Below are 19441 nucleotides of genomic sequence, written 5' to 3'. Positions count from 1 at the left end.
CCGGTTGTTCTTCCTCACCGAGCGGCAGCGCGACGAGTATTTCATCGCCTATGATTTCGATCCGGCCCGCGCCACCGTGCTGCCGATGGTGCTGCACGACGACCGCTACGCCGCCGCGCGCAAGCTCGGCGCCACCCCGTGGCGAAAGAATCTCGGCATTCCCGACGACGCGCTGATGGCGGTGTCGGTCGCGGTCGATCCGAAGCTCAAGGGCGTCGATCGCAGCCTCGCGGCGCTGGCGCTGTATCCGAAGCTGCATCTGGTCGTCGCCGGTTCGGATTCGCCGTGGCTGCATCGCCGCGTGGTGCGGCGCGATCTCGAGCGCCGGGTACACATCGTGCCCTATGTCGCCGAGGTGATGGAGCTGATCGCCGCGGCCGATTTCATGCTGCACCCCGCGCGCTCCGAAGCCGCCGGCCAGGTGATCGGCGAGGCGCTGCTCGCCGGCGTGCCGGTGCTGGCTTCGGCCGCCTGCGGCTATGCCGGCGAGATCGAGCGCAGCGGCGCAGGCCTGGTGCTGCCCGAACCGTTCCAACAGGAGGCGCTGGTCGCCGGCATCGCCGGGATGATCGATGCGCTGCCGGCAATGCACAAGGCCGCGGCGGCGCGCGCGATCAGCCTGCAGCAGCAGCGCGGCGCCTGGCTGTCGGCGATCGCCGCGCGGATCGAACAGCGCGGTTGCTGAAACCGGGTGGATCACGGCGCCGGCCGCCGCTAAGCTCGCCTGCGCATCAGCAACGGGAATTCCGATGACGGCGCAGAACTACGCGATGTTCGACACCGCGCTCGGCCGCTGCGGCATCGCCTGGGGCGATCGCGGCGTGGTCGCCGTGCAACTGCCGCAGCCGAACGACGCGCAGACCCGCGCGCGCATCGCCCAGCGCCATGGCGAGATCGACGAAGCCGCGCCGCCGCCGCCGGTGCGAGACGCGATCGACGGCATCGTCGCGCTGCTCGCAGGCCAACCGGTCGACCTCACAAACATCCCGCTCGACCTCGACGGCGTCTCCGATTTCCAGCGCGGCGTCTACGCCATCGCGCGCACCATCCCGCCGGGGCAAACGCTTAGTTACGGCGACATCGCCAGGAAGCTCGGCGGAGTCGAACTCGCGCGCGAAGTAGGGCAGGCGCTCGGCCGCAATCCGGTGCCGGTGATCGTGCCGTGCCACCGCGTGCTCGCCGCCGGAGGCAAGCCCGGCGGATTTTCCGCCAATGGCGGCGTCGCCACCAAGCTCAAACTGCTGTCGATCGAGGGCGCGGCGGTCAACTACACGCCGAGCCTGTTCGATTGAGCGGCGGAATTCTTGGGCGCGACCTGCCTGACGTTTGTCACGGGTTTGCCGCAAGCCGCAAAAACTCACGCCGGCGGCGGCACCGAGACCTTAACCGATTGACGCTCCAGCATTTTCTCGTTGAACGCGGCGAGTTTCGGATAAGCCTCGCGCCAGCCGCAATCGGGAAACCGGAAATCCGCATAGCCGAGCACGCAAACCAGCCCGATCTGCGCCAAATCCAGTTGTCCGTTCAAGACCTTATCGGCCTTCTCGAAACGCGCCATGCCGCTCCAGGCGCGATTCCAGTGATCGTCGTACCAGCCCTGCCAGAACAGCTCCTTGGGCCGTACCATCTTCTCGTAGCGGCACAGCAGCATCGAATCCAGCATGCCCTGCAGCAGCGAGTGATCGCTCTTCACGCGCCACTTCTCCGGCCCCGAAGCCGGCATCAGCTTGCCGCCGCCGGCGAGGTCGTCGAGATATTCCGCAATCACGAAGGAATCGACGATCACCTCGCCATTGTCGAGGATCAATGCCGGCAGTTTCTTCAGCGGATTGACGTCGCGCATGTAGTCGTCATTGGCCTGCCCGGGAACGACCGTCGCCGAAACGAATTCGATCCGGTCGATCAGTCCGAGCTCGATCGCCGCGATGCGCAGCTTGCGCGCGAACGGCGAGGCGGGGGAGAAGCTGAGTTTCATCGGAAGTCCTTTGGATAGGCTTGTCAGGCGGGGCTTTTCGACGCTTGCCACGTCATCCTGAGGAGCCCGGCGAAGCCGGGCGTCTCGAAGGATGGGCAGCGAATACTTTCAACTTCACCATCCTTCGAGACGCGCTCCTTCGGAGCGCTCCTCAGGATGACGTCCTTGATGTTGCGGCTCACGCCGCCACGATGGTCTGCTTCTGCTCGCCGAGGCCGTCGATGCCGAGCGTGACGACGTCGCCGACATTGAGGAATTGCGGGGGTTTCATGCCCATGCCGACGCCGGGCGGGGTGCCGGTGGTGATGACGTCGCCGGGCAGCAGCGTCATCAGTTCGGACAGATAGGACACGATCTTCGGCACGTTGAAGATCATCGTCGCGGTCGAGCCGGTCTGGCAGCGCTTGCCGTTGACGTCGAGCCACATCCCGAGCTTGTGCACGTCGGCGATCTCGTCCCTGGTGACGAGCCACGGCCCGAGCGGCCCGAACGTGTCGTGCGACTTGCCCTTGGTCCATTGCCCCATCCGCTCGATCTGGAAGGCGCGTTCGGAGACGTCGTTGCAGACCGCGTAGCCGGCGACGTAGTTCAACGCGTCGGCCTCGGAGACGTATTTGGCGCGGGTGCCGATCACGATCGCAAGTTCGACTTCCCAGTCGAGCTTGGTCGATCCGCGCGGCTTCTCGACGTCGTCGTTCGGCCCGCACAGCGAGCTCGACGCTTTCATGAAGACGATCGGCTCGGACGGAATCGGCATGTTGGCTTCGGCGGCGTGATCCGCGTAGTTCAGCCCGATCGCGATGAATTTCGGCGCGCCGCCGACCGGCGATCCGATCCGCGGCTGGCCTGCCACGGCCGGCAGGCTCGCGGCATCGAGCGCGGCGAGTTTGGCGAGGCCGGCCGGCGCGAAGGCTTCGCCGGCGAGGTCCGGCAGCTGCGCCGACAGATCGCGCAACTGGCCTGCTTTATCGATCATGCCGGGTTTTTCCTGGCCGATCGCACCATATCGAACGAGCTTCATGTCGCGCTTCCTCCTGAATTTTGCTGCTCACCTCATGGCGCAGCGCCGCGCGGAATTCAACCGGCGTAGCCGCGGGCGGCCCATGCGGCGTTGCTGCGCGGGCGCTGCTATTGCGCTGCCACCAGCCGGAAGGCGTCGCCGTCGCGCGTGATGTGGCTGGGTCCGAAATGGCCGCCGATCACCAGCGTCGGCGTATCGGCGAAGCGCGAAAACAGCGCGCGCCGGGATTCGGTCGATTGCTTCGGATCGAAATCGACCGTCGAGGCCCAGTCGAGATGCGCCATCTGGCAGGGATGGTGCGCGACGTCGCCGCTCAGCAGCGCCTCGGCGCCGTCCGAGCGGATGTGCAGGCTGACATGGCCCGGGCTGTGGCCCGGCGTCGGGATCAGCGTGATCTCGTCCGCCACCGCAGCGTCGCTCGCCACCAGATCGACCAGGCCGGCATCGACCACCGGCTGGATCGAATCCGCGAACACCGCGGCGTGCTCGCCCTCGGTGCTGTGTTGTTTCCAGTAGTCGTATTCGTCGCGCGCGAACACATAGCGTGCGTCGCCGAAGGTCGGCACCCAGCGCCCATCGACGAGCCTTGTATTCCAGCCGACGTGATCGACGTGCAGATGCGTGCAGACCACCATGTCGATGCTCTCTGCCGGATAGCCCGCCGCTGCCATGTCGGCGAGGAACGGCCTGTCCAGTCCGTTCCAGGTCGGCACGCTGCGGCCCTGCTTGTCGTTGCCGATGCAGGTGTCGACCACGATGCGGCGAGTCGGCGTCTCGACCACCAGCGCGTGCACCGTCATGCGCAGCCGGCCCTCCGCATTGGCGAAGTCGGGCGCGAGCCATTGCAGCTTCTGGATTTCCTCGTTGGTCGCCTGCGGCAGGATGAACCGGGTGCCCCCGGTGGATTCGATTTCGACGATTTTTGTGATCTTGACCTTGCCGATCGTCCAGCCCATCCCACGTCTCTCCCGATTGTTGTTTTGCCCGAACATGCTGGTTTTGCCGGTGCGGTGCAATGGATCATCTGCCGATGCGACGCGTTGGTCGCGTGGCGCCAAACGATGGGAGATCATTCGATGCCTGAACTCGCAATTTCCACCGACAAGGTCGGCTTCCTGATCGAGAAGGCACGGGAATACGACGTCAAGGAAGGCGCCACCGACCTCGATTCCGGGTCGAATGGCGCCGACGACAACATGATCGACGTGCTGGAAGACAACGGCAGCGACCCGGTGGCGCAGGAGATCGCCGGCTTCATCGCCGCGATGACCGAGGAAGAACAGATCGATCTCGTCGCGCTGATGCGGCTCGGCCGCGGCGACGGCAGCATCGAAGAGTGGGACGATCTGCGCCGCGAGGCCGCCGACGGCCGTAACGGCCGCACCGCACGCTACCTGCTCGGCGAGCCGCTGCTCAGCGATTATCTCGCGGCCGGTCTCGACGAATTCGGCCTGTCGTGGAGCGACGAGCGGATCACGCCGGTGGCGTGACGAACTACTCCGAGACCAACATCACACCAGGCCTCCGCCGCCGCCAGCGGCGGAAAGGGCAGCTGTCGGCATGCGGTCACCTCGGTGTTCGTATCGTGCCGGGTTTTGGCGGTGAAGAGGGAGTTCCATCGGCCGCAACGCTTGCGAGTTCCCTTCGCCCCAGCTTTGAAACGGCCGGACCTCGTACCTTCACTAGGTCAGAGTTTTTACCAGCGTTTTCAGGCGGCGACAGTTTATCATTTCGGCTGCATCAGCTTCGCATGGAGTTGGAGACAATGAAGCTGGAAGCTATGAAGCTGGAAGCCGACTTCAACTATCGGGAGTTTTTTGCCCGGCCGGGCGCTGGAAAATCGATCCTGCGGGTTGCGCGGGACCAGGTGATTTTCTCCCAGGGCGATGCCGCCGACAGCGTCTTCTTTCTGCTCGATGGCCGGATCAAAGTCGTCGTGCTGTCCGCGCAGGGCAAGGAGGCGGCGACCGGGCTCGTCGAGACCGGACAGTTCTTCGGCGACGGTTGTCTGATCGGTGATGACACGCGCTGTGCGACCACGATCGCGATGCGGGATTGCGTCGTCGCCTCGATCAGCAGGGGCCTGATGATCGAGACGTTGCGCACCGAGCCGGATTTCGCCGAGCTGTTCACCCGCCATCTGCTGCTGCGCAACCGCGGGATGGAAGAGGATCTGATCGATCAGCTGTTCAACTCGAGCGAAAAGCGGCTGGCGCGGTTGTTGCTGCGGCTCTCGAAGCTCGACAATGACGGCAGCGCCCAGCCGATCGCTCCGCATATCAGCCAGGAGACGCTGGCGGAGATGATCGGCACAACACGCTCGCGCGTCAGCTTCTTCATGAACAAATTCCGCAAGCTCGGCCTGATCAGCTACGACCGCAACATCGAAGTGCATCCGCGGCTGAGCGCGATGCTGCAGGATCACTCCGAAGCCCGCAACTGAGCCGGCCGGCCTTGCCCGATCGCGCCGTTGCCTCCTTAGACCCGACGCCGAAGCAGGGCACCGCTGCATTCGGCCCCTCGCACTTTATGCTGTCGTTCGTATAGTGGCGCCGGGCGCAAGACGCTGGGGCGGAAACGGCAGATGGATGCGGCGTGGCAGGACAGGCTCGCGATTCGCGACCTGATTGAAAATTGGGTGGTGTGGTGTGACGCCGGAGACTGGGACCGCTTCCGCACGGTCTGGTTCGACGACGGCCGGATGATGGCGACCTGGACGCAAGGGTCCGCCGACGAATTCATCGCCATGAGCAAGGCCGGCTGGGCCAGGGGCGTTTCGATCCTGCATTTTCTCGGCGGGCAGTCGATCGACCTCGCTGCTTCCCGCGCGATTTCACAGACCAAGATGACGATCGCGCAGCGCGCGGTCGTGCACGACGTGCTGGTCGACGTCGTCTGCACCGGGCGGTTCTACGACTTCCTCGAAAAGCGCGATGGCCGCTGGGGCTTCGTGCTCGCGCTGCTTGCGCAATTCCCCGAGGGCTATCGGCATCTGGCCTATCTGCAGAGCCGGATCGGCTATCAGATCAAACGCGACATGCCCGGCCTGAAAGGCGAGGCGGTGGAGCGGCTTTACGCCAGCGGCGCGGCGTGGTTGAGGGGAGAGAAGCTGGATCGGTAGGCTTTCGACGCCGTCGGCGTCATCCTGAGGTGCGCGCATCTCTGGGCGCCTCGAAGGATGGGCCACACGTGCCGCTGTCATCCTTCGAGGCTCGCTTCGCTCGCGCTTCAGGATGACGAGTCCTGCTACTATACAGAGCCAACAAGAAACCAACCGGAGACCGAAATGCCCGACTTCATCACCCTCGCCGAACTGGTGCGCAACACGGCCCAGGCGCATCCGGACCGGATCGCGGTGATCGACGGCGAGCGGCAATTGCGCTACGCGGAATTCGATGCGCTGATCGACCGGGTCGCAGCCGCCCTGCAACGCGACGGCGTGCAGCCGACCGACGCGATCTCGATCTGCGCGCTGTCCTCGCTCGAATACGCCGCGACCTTTCTCGGCGCGCTCCGCGCCGGCGTCGCGGTGGCGCCGCTGGCGCCGTCATCGACCGCGCAGGATTTCGCCGCGATGGTGAAGGACTCCGCCGCGAAGATCCTGTTCACCGACGATTTTGCGGCGAACGCGATGAAGGATGCCGCGATCGACGCCTCCGTTCGCCGGATCGCGCTCGACGGTGGCGGGAGCGGCGCGGCGTTTGCCGGCTGGATCGCCGAACAAGGCACCAGGCCTGCGCCGGTGACGATCGATCCGGAATGGGTCTTCAACATCATCTATTCGTCGGGCACCACCGGCACGCCGAAGGGCATCGTCCACACCCATCATCTGCGCTGGCGGCAATACGGCCAGCTCGATCCGCTCGGCTACGGCCCCGACGCCGTGACGCTGCTATCGACGCCGCTCTATTCCAACACCACGCTGGTCTGCTTCAATCCGACGCTGGCCGGCGGCGGCACGCTGGTGCTGATGAAGAAGTTCGACGCCAAGGGTTTCCTCGATCTGGCGCAGAAGCACCGCGTCACCCACGCGATGCTGGTGCCGGTGCAGTATCGCCGCATCATGGCGCTGCCGGAATTCGCCGACTACGATTTGTCGTCCTTCGTGATGAAGTTCTGCACCTCGGCGCCGTTCGCGGCCGAGCTGAAGCGCGACATCCTCGCGCGCTGGCCGGGCGGTCTCACCGAGTATTACGGCATGACCGAGGGTGGCGGATCCTGCGCGCTGCTGGCGCACGAGCATCCCGACAAGCTCGCAACCGTCGGCCAGCCGATGCCCGAACACGAGATCCGGCTGATCGACGAGGACGGCAATTTCGTCGCCCAGGGCGAGATCGGCGAAATCGTCGGCCGATCGGCCGTGATGATGCAGGGCTATCTCAACCAGCCGCAGAAGACGGCCGAGACGCTGTGGACCGACAAGGACGGCAACCGCTGGGTGCGCACCGGCGACGTCGGCCGGTTCGATGCCGAGGGCTTCCTGACGCTGATGGACCGCAAGAAGGACATGATCATCTCCGGCGGCTTCAACATCTATCCGAGCGACATCGAGGCGATCGCGAGCCAGCATCCGGCGGTGCTCGAGGTCGCGGTGGTCGGCATGCCGTCGGAAGACTGGGGCGAGACGCCGGTGGCCTTCGCGGTGCCGCGCCCGGGCGCAGCGCTCGACCCGGCCGACCTCAAGGCGTGGACCAATGCCAAGGTCGGCAAGACCCAGCGGCTGTCGGATGTCGTCATCTCCGAAGCCCTGCCGCGCAGCGCGATCGGCAAGGTGCTGAAGCGCGAGTTGCGCGATCAGCGGCTGGCGGCGGGGCATAGCGCCTGACGCGGTCATTCCGGGGCGCGCCGTCAGGCGCGAACCCGGAATCCCGTTTTTGTTGTGCGAGGCGTGATGAACATCTCGGGATTCCGGGCTCGCCGCTGCGCGGCGCCCCGGAATGACGCGGACGAGCAGTGCGGCGTGTGTTCGTCCGCGGTGCGACGCCCCGGTCAATAATGCGGCGGGCGTTCGTTGGCCGGCGCCGCGACGCTGGTTTCGGCCTGCGCCAGGCGATCGCCCAGCGCTGCGACCTGCCGTGTCAGCGCGTCGATCTGCTTCCATTGCGCAGTGACGGTCTGGTTCAGCGTCTCGATAGTCTCGTCCTGATAGGTCAGACGGACTTCCAGCGCCTCGATGCGCTCGCTGAGGGATTGATCGTCGGCCATCGGCCCGCTCCACTGCTTGACTGTCTCGCCGGATCGCGACCTCGGCGCGCACCGAGCCGGGCCCGCACCCGGACGACGATCTATCAGCCGAACCCGCGGCGCGAAACCCCACGCCATCGGCAGATCGTGATCGGCGGCGGATGGGCATGCCGCGGCGAGGATTGCTCAGCGCCGCCGGAATATGCCAATTAGGCTGGCGCCGAAGTGCGGCGCGGTGAACCAATGAGCTCGTTCCCATGAGGAATTTCCACTTCGCCGGCCGCTCCACGGTCCATGCCCGCAACGCCATGGTGGCGACCTCGCATCCGCAGGCGGCGCTCGCCGCGATCGAGATCCTGCAGGCCGGCGGCACCGCCGCCGACGCCGCGATCGCGGCCTCCGCGCTGCTGGCGGTGATCGAGCCGCAATCCACCGGCATCGGCGGCGATTGCTTCGCGCTTTATCAGCCCAAGGGCACCGGCAAGGTCGTCGCCTATAACGGCTCCGGCCGCGCGCCGGCGGCCGCCAAGGCGGAGTGGTTTCTGGAGCGCGGCATCGACGCCATTCCGCTCACCAGCCCGCATGCGGTGACGATCCCCGGTGCCATCGACGCCTGGGCGACGATCCTGCGCGACCACGGCCGGTTCGGCTTCGACAAATTGCTGCAGCCGGCGATCAAGGCCGCGGCCGAAGGCTACGTCGTCGCGCCGCGGATCGCGTTCGACTGGAAGAACGGGTTTGCCAAGCTGAAGAAGGGCCACAACACCGAACGCTATCTGCTGCCGAACGGCGAGGCCGCCCTGACCGGCGACGTCATCAGGCAGCCGGAGCTGGCGCAGACGCTGAAGCTGATCGCCGACAACGGCCCGGACGCGTTCTACAAGGGCGCGGTCGCCGAGGACATGGTCGAGACGCTGCGCGGGCTCGGCGGGCTGCACACGCTGGAGGATTTCGCCGGCCATTCCACCGAGACGACCTCGCCGCTCGGCACCATCTACAAGGGCTTCGACGTCTGGCAGTGCCCGCCGAACGGCCCGGGCATCACCATGCTGGTGATGCTGAACATCCTCAGCCGTTTCGATCTGACGAAGTTCGGCCCGCTCAGCGTCGAGCGCTTCCATCTCGAGGCGGAAGCCGCGCGGATCGCCTACATGATGCGCGAGCAGCACATCGGCGATCCGGCCCATGTCGAAGTCGATGTGGTTCGAATTCTGGCGCGCGACTTCGCCGAGGAGCATTTCAGCAAGATCGCGCTCGACAGGCTGCTCGATCTGCCGAAGGTGTCGCCGCCGATGAATCCGTCGACGGTGTACATCACCGTGGTCGACGAGGACCGCAACGTCTGCTCCTTCATCAACTCGATCGCGCATTCGTTCGGCTCGGCGATCGTCTCGAACAACACCGGCATCCTGCTGCAGAATCGCGGCGCCGGCTTCCGTATCCAGCCCGGCCATCCGAACTGCATCGCGCCGAACAAGCGGCCGCTGCACACCATCATCCCGGCGCTCGCCACCGAGAACGGCCGGGCGCGGATGTCGTTCGGCGTGATGGGCGGCCAGTATCAGCCGGTCGGTCAGGTTCGTGTCCTGACCAACATTCTCGACTACGGCCTCGACGTGCAGGAGGCGATCGATCTGCCACGCGGCCTGCACTACGAGAACGTGTATCAGCTCGAGGACGGCGTGCCCGCGGCGACGGTGGAGGGCCTGAAGGCGCTTGGCCACCAGGTAACGTCGGTCGGTACGCCGCACGGCGGCGGCCAGGCGATCTGGATCGACTGGGACAGGGGCACGCTCACCGGCGGCTCGGATCCGCGCAAGGACGGCTGCGCGCTCGGATACTGAGAAAGCAATAGTTGCTGAATTCGAAGCGGCGATGGCTCCCCTCCCCGCAAGGGAGGGGAGAAGAAGAGAAGGGAAACGCCGCGTGAAAGTAGCCATCCTCGACGATTACTTCGACACGCTGCGGACGCTGGACTGCTTCGGCCGGCTGCAGGGCCACGACGTCACCGTGTTCAACGATCACGTCCAGGACACCAACGCGCTGGCGGAGCGGCTGCGCGATATCGAGGCGCTGGTGCTGATCCGCGAGCGCACGCAGATCCGTGCCGCCTTGCTGGAGAAACTGCCGAAGCTGAGGCTGATCAGCCAGCGCGGCGTCTATCCGCATATCGACATCGACGCCTGCACGAAGCTCGGCATCGTGGTGTCGTCGAACATGAGCGCAGGCGCGCCGTCCTACGCGGCGGCCGAATTGACCTGGGGCCTGGTGCTCGCGGCGATGCGGCAGATTCCGCAGCAGATGGCGGCGCTCAAGGCCGGCACCTGGCAGGTCGGCGTCGGCCACACGCTGCGCGACAAGACGCTCGGCATCTACGGCTACGGTCGGATCGGCCGGGTCGTCGCGGGCTATGGCCGCGCCTTCGGCATGACGGTGCAGGTCTGGGCGCGCGAGCCCAATCTGGCGGAGGCGCGCGCCGACGGATATCTGATCGCGGGAAGCAGAGAGGAGTTCTTCGCCGACAGCGACGTACTGTCGCTGCACATGCGGCTGGTCGACGCCACCCGCGGCATCGTCACGTCTGCGGATCTGGCACGGATGAAGCCCACCGCCTTGCTGGTCAACACCAGCCGCGCGGGACTGATCGAGCCGGGCGCGCTCGTCGATGCGCTGCGTGCCGGCCGTCCCGGCATGGCGGCGGTCGACGTTTTCGACACCGAGCCGCTGCGTGATCCGCAGGATCCGTTGCTGACGATGGACAATGTCGTCGCCACGCCGCATATCGGCTACGTGTCGCGCGACGAATACGAACTGCAGTTCGGCGATGTGTTCGACCAGATCGTGGCCTATGCGGCCGGTGAGCCGATCGACATCGTCAACCCCGCGGTGATGGCTCGGGCGCGGCGTTGATCCGGCTCCCAAACGCAGAAAGACCGGCCCAAGGCCGGTCTCTCGCACTGATCTCTTTCGCAATGATCGCAGGTTGGTAAACTAACCGCGATCGATCACGCCGCGCTCAGAGATTGCGGTGGGCGGCGTCGGAGACCTTGTCGGTGGTGTCCTTCACGGCTTCCTTGGCGTCGCCCATCGCCTTCTGGCCCTTGCCCTTGATTTCCTGCACGGCGCCTTCGCTCTGCAGCTTCTCGGAGCCGGTGGCTTCGCCGATTCCCTGCTTGGCCTTGCCAGTCATTTCGTTCGCGGTGCCCTTGATCTTGTCCGTCGTGCTACCCATCGAAACTCTCCTTGATCTCACAAGCTTCACCTGACTGGTGTGCTTCGAAGAGACAACCGCGGGATCGGTCGGCAGTTCCGGGATTTATCGTTTCCGATCGCGTCAAATAGTCGGAACAAACAGCCGCCGTGAAGATCGCGGTGCGGGCGGATCGATCCGGCTCGATCCGGAAATTGAGCAGTATTGCTCAGGCCGATTCCCCGGCAACTTTCGGCAATTGTTAACTGCCGTCGCTATCGCTGCAGCGTTCTCGTCCAAATTAACGCCCCGGAAGCAATGGGGTCCCATCGTCGTTTCGCCGTCGGCCGAGGTCGCCAGACAACCGGGCGATGCCTGATACGCAGCGCCGGGAAGACAGACGTCGACGGCGCAGGTATAATCACCTTGCCAGGCCGGGTCAGGTGATTGAATTCAGATCCTGACGAGCGGCCGAGAGAGCGTTGCGAGATGTCCGGCCTGCGGCAGGTGATGATGATGGCACTGGGGACGCGAGGCGACTGGACTTCGCGGCTCGCCTTCTGGTTCGGTGGCCGCGGCGCCGGCACCCTGGCACCTGCCAATGTCGACGAGCGCGAAATGCGGCTCATCCGCGCCGCGCAGATCGACAGCGTCAGCCGGCTGGTGCCGGTGACGATGTCGATCAATATGATCAATGCGACGCTGGTTCTGGTGGCGTTCTGGGACCGCAACTCCCGTCCTTTCCTGGTGGCGTGGTTCTGCGCAATCGGCATCGCCGCGGCGCTGGCGATGCGGTCCTGGCTCAAGACGCGGCACAATCCGCCGCGCGAGGCCTCCGCGAACGCGATCCGACGGATGAGCGCCCAGGCCCTGATCCTCGGCCTGATCTGGGGCGCAATGCCGATTGCGCTGTTTCCCGATGCCGAGCCGACCGATCAGTTGATTATCGGCTGCCTCGTGACGGGCATGATGTCCGGCGGCGCGTTCGCGCTGTCCACGGTGCCGCGCGCGGGTCTTGCCTATACCTGGGCGATGGTGCTCGGCGCTGCGATCACGCTGCTGCTGTGCACCGGCACCGGCTACCAGATCACCATGATTTTTCTGATGCTCTACGCCGTGTTCATGTCGCGCAATCTGGTCTCGCACGGTGAGATGTTCTTCGACAATCTCCGCGCGCAGTTCGAGCTCGAACGCAACACCGAGATCATCTCTCTGCTGCTCAAGGATTTCCAGGCGAACGCCAGCGATTGGCTGTGGCAGACCGATGCCGAGGGCCGGCTGGTGCATGTGCCCGACCGCTTCGTCGAAGTCGCGCACCTGCCGGCCAATCTTCTGCACGGCGCACAACTCTCCGATGTGCTCGGCATGCTGTGCCCGGAAGACGGCCGCTGTGCGGCCGCGGTCGCCGCCAAGATGGCGGTGCGCGAACCGATGCACGAACTCGTCGTGCATGTGATGATCGGCGGCACCCAGCGGCTGTGGTCGCTCACGGCGCGGCCGATGCTCGATCACAACGGCGAGTTCACCGGCTATCGCGGCGTCGGCCGAGACGTCACCGAACGCTGGCGGGCCGAGCAGGCCGAGGCCGAGAACCGGGCGAAATCCGGCTTCCTGGCGATGATGAGCCACGAGATCCGCACGCCGATGAACGGCGTGCTCGGGCTCGCCAACTCGCTGCTCGAGACCAAGCTCGATCCGGAGCAACATCACGCGGTCACGACGATCCGCGACTCCGGCGACAATCTGCTGCGGATCCTCAACGACATCCTCGATCTGTCGAAGCTCGAAGCCGGCCGGATCGAATTCGAACAGGTCAATTTCTCGCCATCGGTGCTGGTCGACGCGGTGCGGTCGATCGTCGAGCCGAACGCGCGCGCCAAGGGAGTGGCGCTCAAGATCGACATCGATCCGCGGCTGCCGCCTGCCCTGACCGGGGATGCCCAGCGAATTCGTCAGGTGCTGCTCAACCTCGCATTCAACGCGGTCAAGTTCACCGATCGGGGCGGCGTCACCATCGTGCTGACCTGCGTGAAGCGCGACGACAGCTATGCGACGATCGAGTGGCAGGTCACGGATACGGGTATCGGCATTCCGTCCGATCGGGTCGGCTCGCTGTTCACCGATTTCGCGCAAGGCGACGTGTCGATCAATCGTCGCTTCGGCGGCACCGGCCTGGGGCTGGCGATCAGCCGGCGCATCGTCGAGCAGATGGGCGGCGCCATCGACGTGACCTCGAAGCTGGGCGAGGGTTCGACCTTCCGCTTCAGCCTCGACTTGCCGTGGACCAATGCGCTGATCGCGGACTATCGGCTCGACCGGGTCGGCAATGACGATCTGCGAACCCGGATCGCGATGCTCGGCCATTCGCTGCGGATGCTGATCGCCGAAGACGATGCCACCAACCAGATGGTGGTGCTGAAAATGCTGCAGGAGTTCGCCGCCGAGACCCGGGTCGTGTCCGATGGCGCCGAAGCGCTTCGCGCGGTCGCCGAGGAGGAATTCGACGTCGTCCTGATGGACGTGCGAATGCCGACGATGGACGGGCTCGCCGCCACCCGCGCGATCCGCGCCCAGGGTGGTGCGCTTGCCACGCTGCCGATCATCGCTTTGACGGCGAATGCGTTCCCTGACGACATCAGGACCTGTCGCGAAGCCGGCATGACCGACTTCCTCGCCAAGCCGCTGCGGAAACCGGCGCTGGTCGCGGCGGTGCTGCGCGCGCTTCGCGGCGGCAGCGGGGCCGCGGCGTTGGAGGCGCCGGCTGCTCTGGCTCCGCCTCCGCCGCTCGATCTGAATATCCTCACCGAATTGACCGAGGAAATCGGCCGCGAACAGGTCAACGACATGGTGGCCCTGTTCTTCAGCGAAACCGAACGTCGAATCGCTTTGTTTCGCGGCTTCGGCGACGCCATCGATCGCGACATGCTGGCGATCGAGGCCCACGCAATGAAAGGTGGCGCTGCGACGCTGGGATTCGCGACGGTCGCCGAGATTGCGCGCGCCATCGAACTGGGCGCGCCGATCGCGTCGGCGGAAGCCCTCGACGCCCAGGCCGATCAGCTCGCCACGGCGCTGTCCGACCTGCGCCGGCACTGCGAGGGCAGCTTCAGACTGGCGAGCTGAGGGCACGGCGCGATCAGGTCTCGGGCCGATCGATGACGCCGCTGTCGGAATCGGCCACGATCCTTCGTCCTCGACATGACGCTTCAAGGAGTGGTGCCATGTCGAGGATTACCCCTTGCCTGTGGTTTGCGACCGAAGCCGAAGAGGCGGCGAACTTCTATGTTTCGCTGCTGCCGGACTCGAAGATCGAAACCGTGCAGCGCAGCGTCGTGGACACGCCCTCGGGACCCGAAGGTTCGGTCCTGCTGGTGGAATTCACGCTGGCCGGCCAGCGCTACATCGCGCTCAACGGCGGGGCGCCGATGAATTTCACCCACGCCGTGTCCTTCATGATCGATTGCCGGGACCAGGCCGAGGTCGACCGCCTTTGGGATGCGCTGCTCGACGGCGGCGTCGCGGATCAATGCGGCTGGCTGCGCGATCGCTACGGCCTGTCCTGGCAGATCGTCCCGTCAATCCTGCCAAAGCTGTTCCGCGGCCCCGACCGCGATGGCGCCAGACGGGCGATGCAGGCGATGATGAAGATGGTGAAGCTCGACGGAGACGCGCTGCAGCGGGCCTATAACGGTGCGGGAGTATAGTGGTATTGCCGAAATTATGATCACTGACGATTATTGACAATCGTCAGTGATCATTCGAAAGTTCCTCGTGGCCATTTCGAGGACCTGTCGATGATTGCGCACCCGATGTTCGATGGAATTTTCCGGCTGCTGGCCGGCGTTCTGGTTGCCCTTGCGGCGCTTGCGCTGGCGGGGTGCAACGACAAGCAGGCCAGCAACGACCGTCCGGCGCGGCCCGTGCTGGTCGAGACCGTGTTCTACACAGCGGCGTCCCCAAAGCGCAGTTTCGTCGGTACCGTCCGGCCGCGGATCGAGACCGAGATCGGCTTCCGGGTCACCGGCAAGGTCGCGCAGCGTCTGGTCGAGGTTGGCCAGACGGTGGAAATCGGCCAGCCGCTGGCGCTGCTCGATCAGACCGATCTGAAGCTGCAGGCCGAGCAGGCCGATGCCGAGCACAGCGCCGCCAGGGGGGTGCTGGCGCAGGCGACCGCGTCCGAGAACCGGGCCAGGGAGCTTCGCACCAAGGGCTGGGCGACCGAAGCGCAGATGGATCAGGCGCGCGCCGCGGCGGACGAGGCGCGTGCCCGCGTCGCCCGCGCCGAGCGCTCGGTGGATCTCACGCGCAACGCACTGTCCTACGCCGGCCTGGTGGCCGACACCCGCGGCGTCGTCACCGCGACGCTGATCGATTCCGGACAGGTCGTCTCGGCAGGACAGCCGGCATTCCGCATCGCGCGGTTCGGCGAGAAGGAAGCGGTGGTCGCGATCCCGGAGACGCTGATCACGCGGGCGACCCAGGGCGTCGCCAGCGTTTCGCTGTGGTCGGAGCCGGGGCGCAGCTACGCCGCCAAGCTCCGGGAGGTCGCGCCGATGGCCGATCCCGCCACCCGCACCTTCCTCGCGAAATTCTCGCTGCCCGACGCCGACGACCGCGTCGTGCTCGGGATGACGGCGACGCTGACGCTCGCCGATCCGGACACGCTCCGGGTCGCCCGGGTGCCGCTGTCGGCGCTGTTCAATCAGGGTGGTACGTCGTCGGTCTATGTCGTCGACTCCGCCGGGCAGGTGACGCTGAGGCCGGTGACGGTGAAGGCCTACGAGACCGAGAAGGTGGTGATCGGCGGCGGTGTCGAGGAAGGCGCCAAGGTGGTCGTGCTCGGGGTGCAGAAGCTCGATCCGGCCGAAAAGGTCCGGGTCGTATCGTCGCTGTCGTTCTAGATCAGGCGGGGGCCCGATGCGCTGGTTCAATCTGTCGGCCTGGGCGGTCGCGCATCCGGCGCTGATCCTGTTCCTGATCTTCGCGCTGGGCGTCTCCGGGATCTACTCGTATCAGCGGCTCGGCCGCGCCGAGGATCCGTCCTTCACCGTGAAGGTCGCGGTGATCTCGGCGATCTGGCCGGGCGCCACCGCCAGAGAAATGCAGGAACAGGTCGCCGACCCGATCGAGAAGAAGCTTCAGGAGCTGCCGTATTTCGAGAAGGTGCAGACCTACTCGAAGGCGTCGTTCGCGGCGATGCAGGTGACCTTCCGCGACTCGACGCCGCCGGCCGAAGTGCCGCATCTACTCTATCTGCTGCGCAAGAAGCTGTGGGACGTCGCGCCGCAGCTCCCCGGCGATCTGATCGGTCCGAACATCAACGACGAATACAGCGACGTCGATTCCATCCTCTATATGATGACCGGCGATGGCGCCAACTACGCGCAGCTCAAGAAGGCGGCCGAAGGCCTGCGCCAGCGGCTGCTGAAAGTCGCCAACGTCACCAAGGTCAACACCTACGGCACCCAGGACGAGCGGATCTATGTCGAGTTCTCGCACGCGAAGCTCGCGACCCTCGGCCTGACGCCGCAGGCGCTGTTCGACTCCCTCGCCAAGCAGAACGCGGTGACGCCGGCGGGCACGGTGGAAACCTCGTCGCAGCGCGTGCCGCTGCGCGTCACCGGCGCGCTCGACGGCGTCACGGCGGTGGCCGAGACGCCGGTCGAAAGCAACAATCGCGTGTTCCGGCTCGGCGACATCGCGACGGTCACGCACGGCTATGTCGATCCGACCGACTACATGGTGCGGCAGAAGGGCCAGCCGGCCATCGGCATCGGCGTCGTCACCGCCAACGGCGCCAACATTCTCGAACTCGGCGAGCAGGTGAAAGCCGCGACCGCCGAGTTCATGGGCGAGGTTCCGCAGGGCATCGAGATCGAGCAGATCGCCGATCAGCCGCTGGTGGTGAAGCACGCCGTCGGCGAATTCATGAGCTCGTTCATCGAGGCGCTGGTGATCGTGCTGTTCGTGTCGTTCCTGGCGCTCGGCTGGCGCACCGGCATCGTGGTGGCGCTGTCGGTGCCGCTGGTGCTGGCGATCGTCTTCATCGTGATGAATGTGATGTCGCTCGATCTGCACCGCATCACCCTCGGCGCACTGATCATCGCGCTCGGCCTGCTGGTCGACGACGCCATCATTGCGGTCGAGATGATGGTGGTGAAGATGGAGCAGGGCTGGGATCGCGCCCGCGCCGCATCCTTCGCCTGGGAGTCGACCGCGTTTCCGATGCTCACCGGCACGCTGGTGACGGCGGTGGGCTTCCTGCCGATCGGCTTCGCCAATTCGTCGGTCGGCGAATATGCCGGCGGCATCTTCTGGATCGTGGCGATCGCGCTGATCGCGTCGTGGTTCGTCGCGGTGATCTTCACGCCCTATATCGGCGTCAAGCTGCTGCCGGATTTCGCCGGCAGGAAGGGCCACAATCCCGACGAGGTGTATCACACCAGGATCTATCGCGCGCTGCGGGCCGGCGTCGCCTGGTGCGTGCGCTGGCGCGGAACGGTGGTGCTCGCCACCGTCGGCATCTTCGTCGCGTCGGTGGTCGGCTTCGGCCACGTCCAGCAGCAATTCTTCCCGTTGTCCGAGCGGCCCGAGCTGTTCCTGCAACTGCGCCTGCCGGAAGGCACGGCGTTCAACGTCACGATGAACACCGTCAAACAGGCCGAGACGCTGCTCAAGGACGACGGCGACATCTCGACCTACACGGCCTATGTCGGCAAGGGCTCGCCGCGGTTCTGGATGGGGCTCAATCCGCAGCTGCCGACCGAATCCTTCGCCGAGATCGTGATCGTCGCCAAGGACGTCGCATCGCGGGAACGGATCAAGGCGCGGCTCGAACAGGCGGCGCATGACGGCCGGCTCGCCGAGGCGCGGGTCCGCGTCGATCGCTTCAACTTCGGCCCGCCGGTGGGCTTCCCGGTGCAGTTCCGGGTGATCGGCTCCGACACCGCCAAGGTGCGCGAGATCGCCTATCAGGTCCGCGACGTGGTGAAGCAGAATCCCAGCGTGATCGATCCGCATCTCGACTGGAACGAGCAGTCACCTTATCTCAAGCTGGTGGTGGATCAGGATCGCGCCCGTGCGCTCGGGCTGACGCCGCAGGACATCTCGCAGGCGCTGGCGATGCTGATCTCGGGCGCGCAGGTGACGACGGTGCGCGACGGCGTCGAGAAGATCGGCGTGGTGGCTCGCGCCGTGCCGTCGGAGCGGCTCGATCTCGGCCGGATCGGCGAACTCACCATCACCGCGCGCAACGGCGTCGCGGTGCCGCTGTCGCAGGTCGCCAAGGTCGAGTATGCGCACGAGGAGCCGATCCTGTGGCGGCGCAACCGCGACATGGCGATCACGGTGCGCGCCGATGTCGTCGACGGCGTGCAGGCGCCGGACGTCACCAACGCGATCTGGCCGCAGCTCGAGACGATCCGCGCGGGCCTGCCGTCCGCCTATCGCATCGAGATGGGCGGCGCGATCGAGGAATCCGCCAAGGGCAATGCGTCGATCTTCATCCTGTTTCCGGTGATGGTGATCGTGATGCTGACGCTGCTGATGATTCAGCTGCAGAGCTTCCCGCGGCTGCTGCTGGTGTTCCTCACCGCGCCGCTCGGCGTCATCGGCGCTTCGCTCGGCCTCAACGTCGCCAATGCGCCGTTCGGCTTCGTGGCGCTGCTGGGGCTGATCGCGCTGGCCGGCATGATCATGCGCAACACCGTCATTCTGGTCGATCAGATCGAGACCGACGTCGCGCAGGGCTCGACCCGGCGCGTGGCGATCGTCGAGGCCACGGTGCGCCGCGCCCGGCCGGTGGTGCTGACGGCGCTCGCGGCGATCCTGGCGATGATTCCGCTGTCGCGTTCCGCCTTCTGGGGGCCGATGGCGATCACCATCATGGGCGGCCTGTTCGTCGCCACTTTCCTGACGCTGTTCTATCTGCCCGGATTGTACGCGCTGTGGTTCCGCAACAGCCTCGACGAGCGCGGCGGCGACAGCGGCGCCGACCCCGCGCCGCAGCACGGCGACCCGGCGCAGCCTGCGTTTCCGCTTGCCGCCGCCGCCGAATAATTCAACATTGGCT

At 65.8% G+C, this 19441-nt stretch carries 17 protein-coding genes (1 of these 17 running past the window's edge); 12 read left to right on the top strand and 5 right to left on the bottom strand.

All coding sequences use genetic code 11. From position 1 onward, the window contains the following. Window positions 1-685: the 3' portion of a glycosyltransferase family 4 protein gene (locus ACTZWT_RS04185; RefSeq protein WP_444768431.1), read on the top strand. Its footprint begins 401 nt before the window's first position; the window shows 685 of its 1086 coding nt (coding positions 402-1086); the start codon falls outside the window, past its left edge; it ends in the stop codon at window positions 683-685. 64 nt (window positions 686-749) lie between these two features. After that, window positions 750-1292 carry a methylated-DNA--[protein]-cysteine S-methyltransferase gene (locus ACTZWT_RS04180; RefSeq protein WP_444768430.1) on the top strand — a complete coding sequence of 181 codons (543 nt, stop codon included), beginning with the start codon at window positions 750-752 and terminating at the stop codon, window positions 1290-1292. A 65-nt stretch (window positions 1293-1357) separates the two neighbouring features. Here ACTZWT_RS04180 and ACTZWT_RS04175 read toward each other — a convergent pair whose 3' ends face one another. The 3 genes from ACTZWT_RS04175 to ACTZWT_RS04165 all read right to left on the bottom strand — a co-directional run bounded on the left by ACTZWT_RS04175 (window position 1358) and on the right by ACTZWT_RS04165 (window position 3952). Further along, on the bottom strand, window positions 1358-1975 hold the full coding sequence (locus tag ACTZWT_RS04175) for a glutathione S-transferase (RefSeq protein WP_444768429.1): 618 nt from the start codon (window positions 1973-1975) through the stop codon (window positions 1358-1360). 178 nt (window positions 1976-2153) lie between these two features. Further along, complete coding sequence (locus ACTZWT_RS04170) at window positions 2154-2996, bottom strand: fumarylacetoacetate hydrolase family protein (RefSeq protein WP_444768428.1); 843 nt, start codon at window positions 2994-2996, stop codon at window positions 2154-2156. Window positions 2997-3103: 107 nt separating this feature from the next. Continuing rightward, complete coding sequence (locus ACTZWT_RS04165) at window positions 3104-3952, bottom strand: MBL fold metallo-hydrolase (RefSeq protein ID WP_444768427.1); 849 nt, start codon at window positions 3950-3952, stop codon at window positions 3104-3106. Window positions 3953-4072: 120 nt separating this feature from the next. On the opposite strand from ACTZWT_RS04165, the gene ACTZWT_RS04160 reads away from it, so the two are divergent. From ACTZWT_RS04160 to ACTZWT_RS04145, 4 genes are all read left to right on the top strand, one after another. After that, the gene (locus ACTZWT_RS04160; protein WP_444768426.1) at window positions 4073-4486 is read left to right on the top strand and encodes a DUF3775 domain-containing protein; all 414 of its coding nucleotides are present in this window, start codon (window positions 4073-4075) and stop codon (window positions 4484-4486) included. A 290-nt stretch (window positions 4487-4776) separates the two neighbouring features. Then, entirely contained in the window at window positions 4777-5439 is a 663-nt protein-coding gene (locus ACTZWT_RS04155) for a Crp/Fnr family transcriptional regulator (protein ID WP_444768476.1), read from the top strand. Between the two features lie 141 nt (window positions 5440-5580). After that, window positions 5581-6117, top strand: coding sequence for a nuclear transport factor 2 family protein (locus ACTZWT_RS04150; RefSeq protein WP_444768425.1), 537 nt, complete (start codon window positions 5581-5583; stop codon window positions 6115-6117). A 165-nt stretch (window positions 6118-6282) separates the two neighbouring features. Beyond that, entirely contained in the window at window positions 6283-7821 is a 1539-nt protein-coding gene (locus ACTZWT_RS04145; RefSeq protein WP_444768424.1) for a class I adenylate-forming enzyme family protein, read from the top strand. Window positions 7822-7985: 164 nt separating this feature from the next. Here ACTZWT_RS04145 and ACTZWT_RS04140 read toward each other — a convergent pair whose 3' ends face one another. Further along, window positions 7986-8201: a SlyX family protein gene (locus ACTZWT_RS04140; RefSeq protein ID WP_444768423.1), complete on the bottom strand. Its 216-nt coding sequence runs from the start codon at window positions 8199-8201 to the stop codon at window positions 7986-7988. Between the two features lie 236 nt (window positions 8202-8437). Here ACTZWT_RS04140 and ggt point away from each other — a divergent pair, with 236 nt between their 5' ends. After that, window positions 8438-10024 carry a gamma-glutamyltransferase gene (gene ggt / locus ACTZWT_RS04135; protein ID WP_444768422.1) on the top strand — a complete coding sequence of 529 codons (1587 nt, stop codon included), beginning with the start codon at window positions 8438-8440 and terminating at the stop codon, window positions 10022-10024. Window positions 10025-10106: 82 nt separating this feature from the next. Continuing rightward, window positions 10107-11090 carry a D-2-hydroxyacid dehydrogenase family protein gene (locus ACTZWT_RS04130; RefSeq protein ID WP_444768421.1) on the top strand — a complete coding sequence of 328 codons (984 nt, stop codon included), beginning with the start codon at window positions 10107-10109 and terminating at the stop codon, window positions 11088-11090. Window positions 11091-11196: 106 nt separating this feature from the next. Here the strand turns inward: ACTZWT_RS04130 and ACTZWT_RS04125 are convergent, their stop codons facing one another. After that, window positions 11197-11412, bottom strand: coding sequence for a CsbD family protein (locus ACTZWT_RS04125; protein ID WP_444768420.1), 216 nt, complete (start codon window positions 11410-11412; stop codon window positions 11197-11199). 447 nt (window positions 11413-11859) lie between these two features. Between ACTZWT_RS04125 and ACTZWT_RS04120 the strand changes: the two genes are divergently transcribed. The 4 genes from ACTZWT_RS04120 to ACTZWT_RS04105 all read left to right on the top strand — a co-directional run bounded on the left by ACTZWT_RS04120 (window position 11860) and on the right by ACTZWT_RS04105 (window position 19428). Beyond that, complete coding sequence (locus ACTZWT_RS04120) at window positions 11860-14493, top strand: ATP-binding protein (protein WP_444768419.1); 2634 nt, start codon at window positions 11860-11862, stop codon at window positions 14491-14493. A gap of 98 nt (window positions 14494-14591) precedes the next feature. Beyond that, window positions 14592-15074: a VOC family protein gene (locus ACTZWT_RS04115; protein WP_444768418.1), complete on the top strand. Its 483-nt coding sequence runs from the start codon at window positions 14592-14594 to the stop codon at window positions 15072-15074. Window positions 15075-15164: 90 nt separating this feature from the next. After that, window positions 15165-16271, top strand: coding sequence for an efflux RND transporter periplasmic adaptor subunit (locus tag ACTZWT_RS04110; protein ID WP_444768417.1), 1107 nt, complete (start codon window positions 15165-15167; stop codon window positions 16269-16271). Window positions 16272-16287: 16 nt separating this feature from the next. After that, on the top strand, window positions 16288-19428 hold the full coding sequence (locus ACTZWT_RS04105; protein WP_444768416.1) for an efflux RND transporter permease subunit: 3141 nt from the start codon (window positions 16288-16290) through the stop codon (window positions 19426-19428). Window positions 19429-19441: the final 13 nt, after the last annotated feature.

Origin of the sequence: Rhodopseudomonas sp. NSM (assembly GCF_052445935.1) — a bacterium.
In the GTDB taxonomy this organism is placed as follows: Bacteria; Pseudomonadota; Alphaproteobacteria; order Rhizobiales; family Xanthobacteraceae; genus Rhodopseudomonas.
Note: the sequence above shows the minus strand (reverse complement) of the source record. Positions and strands in the feature narration are given on the sequence as shown.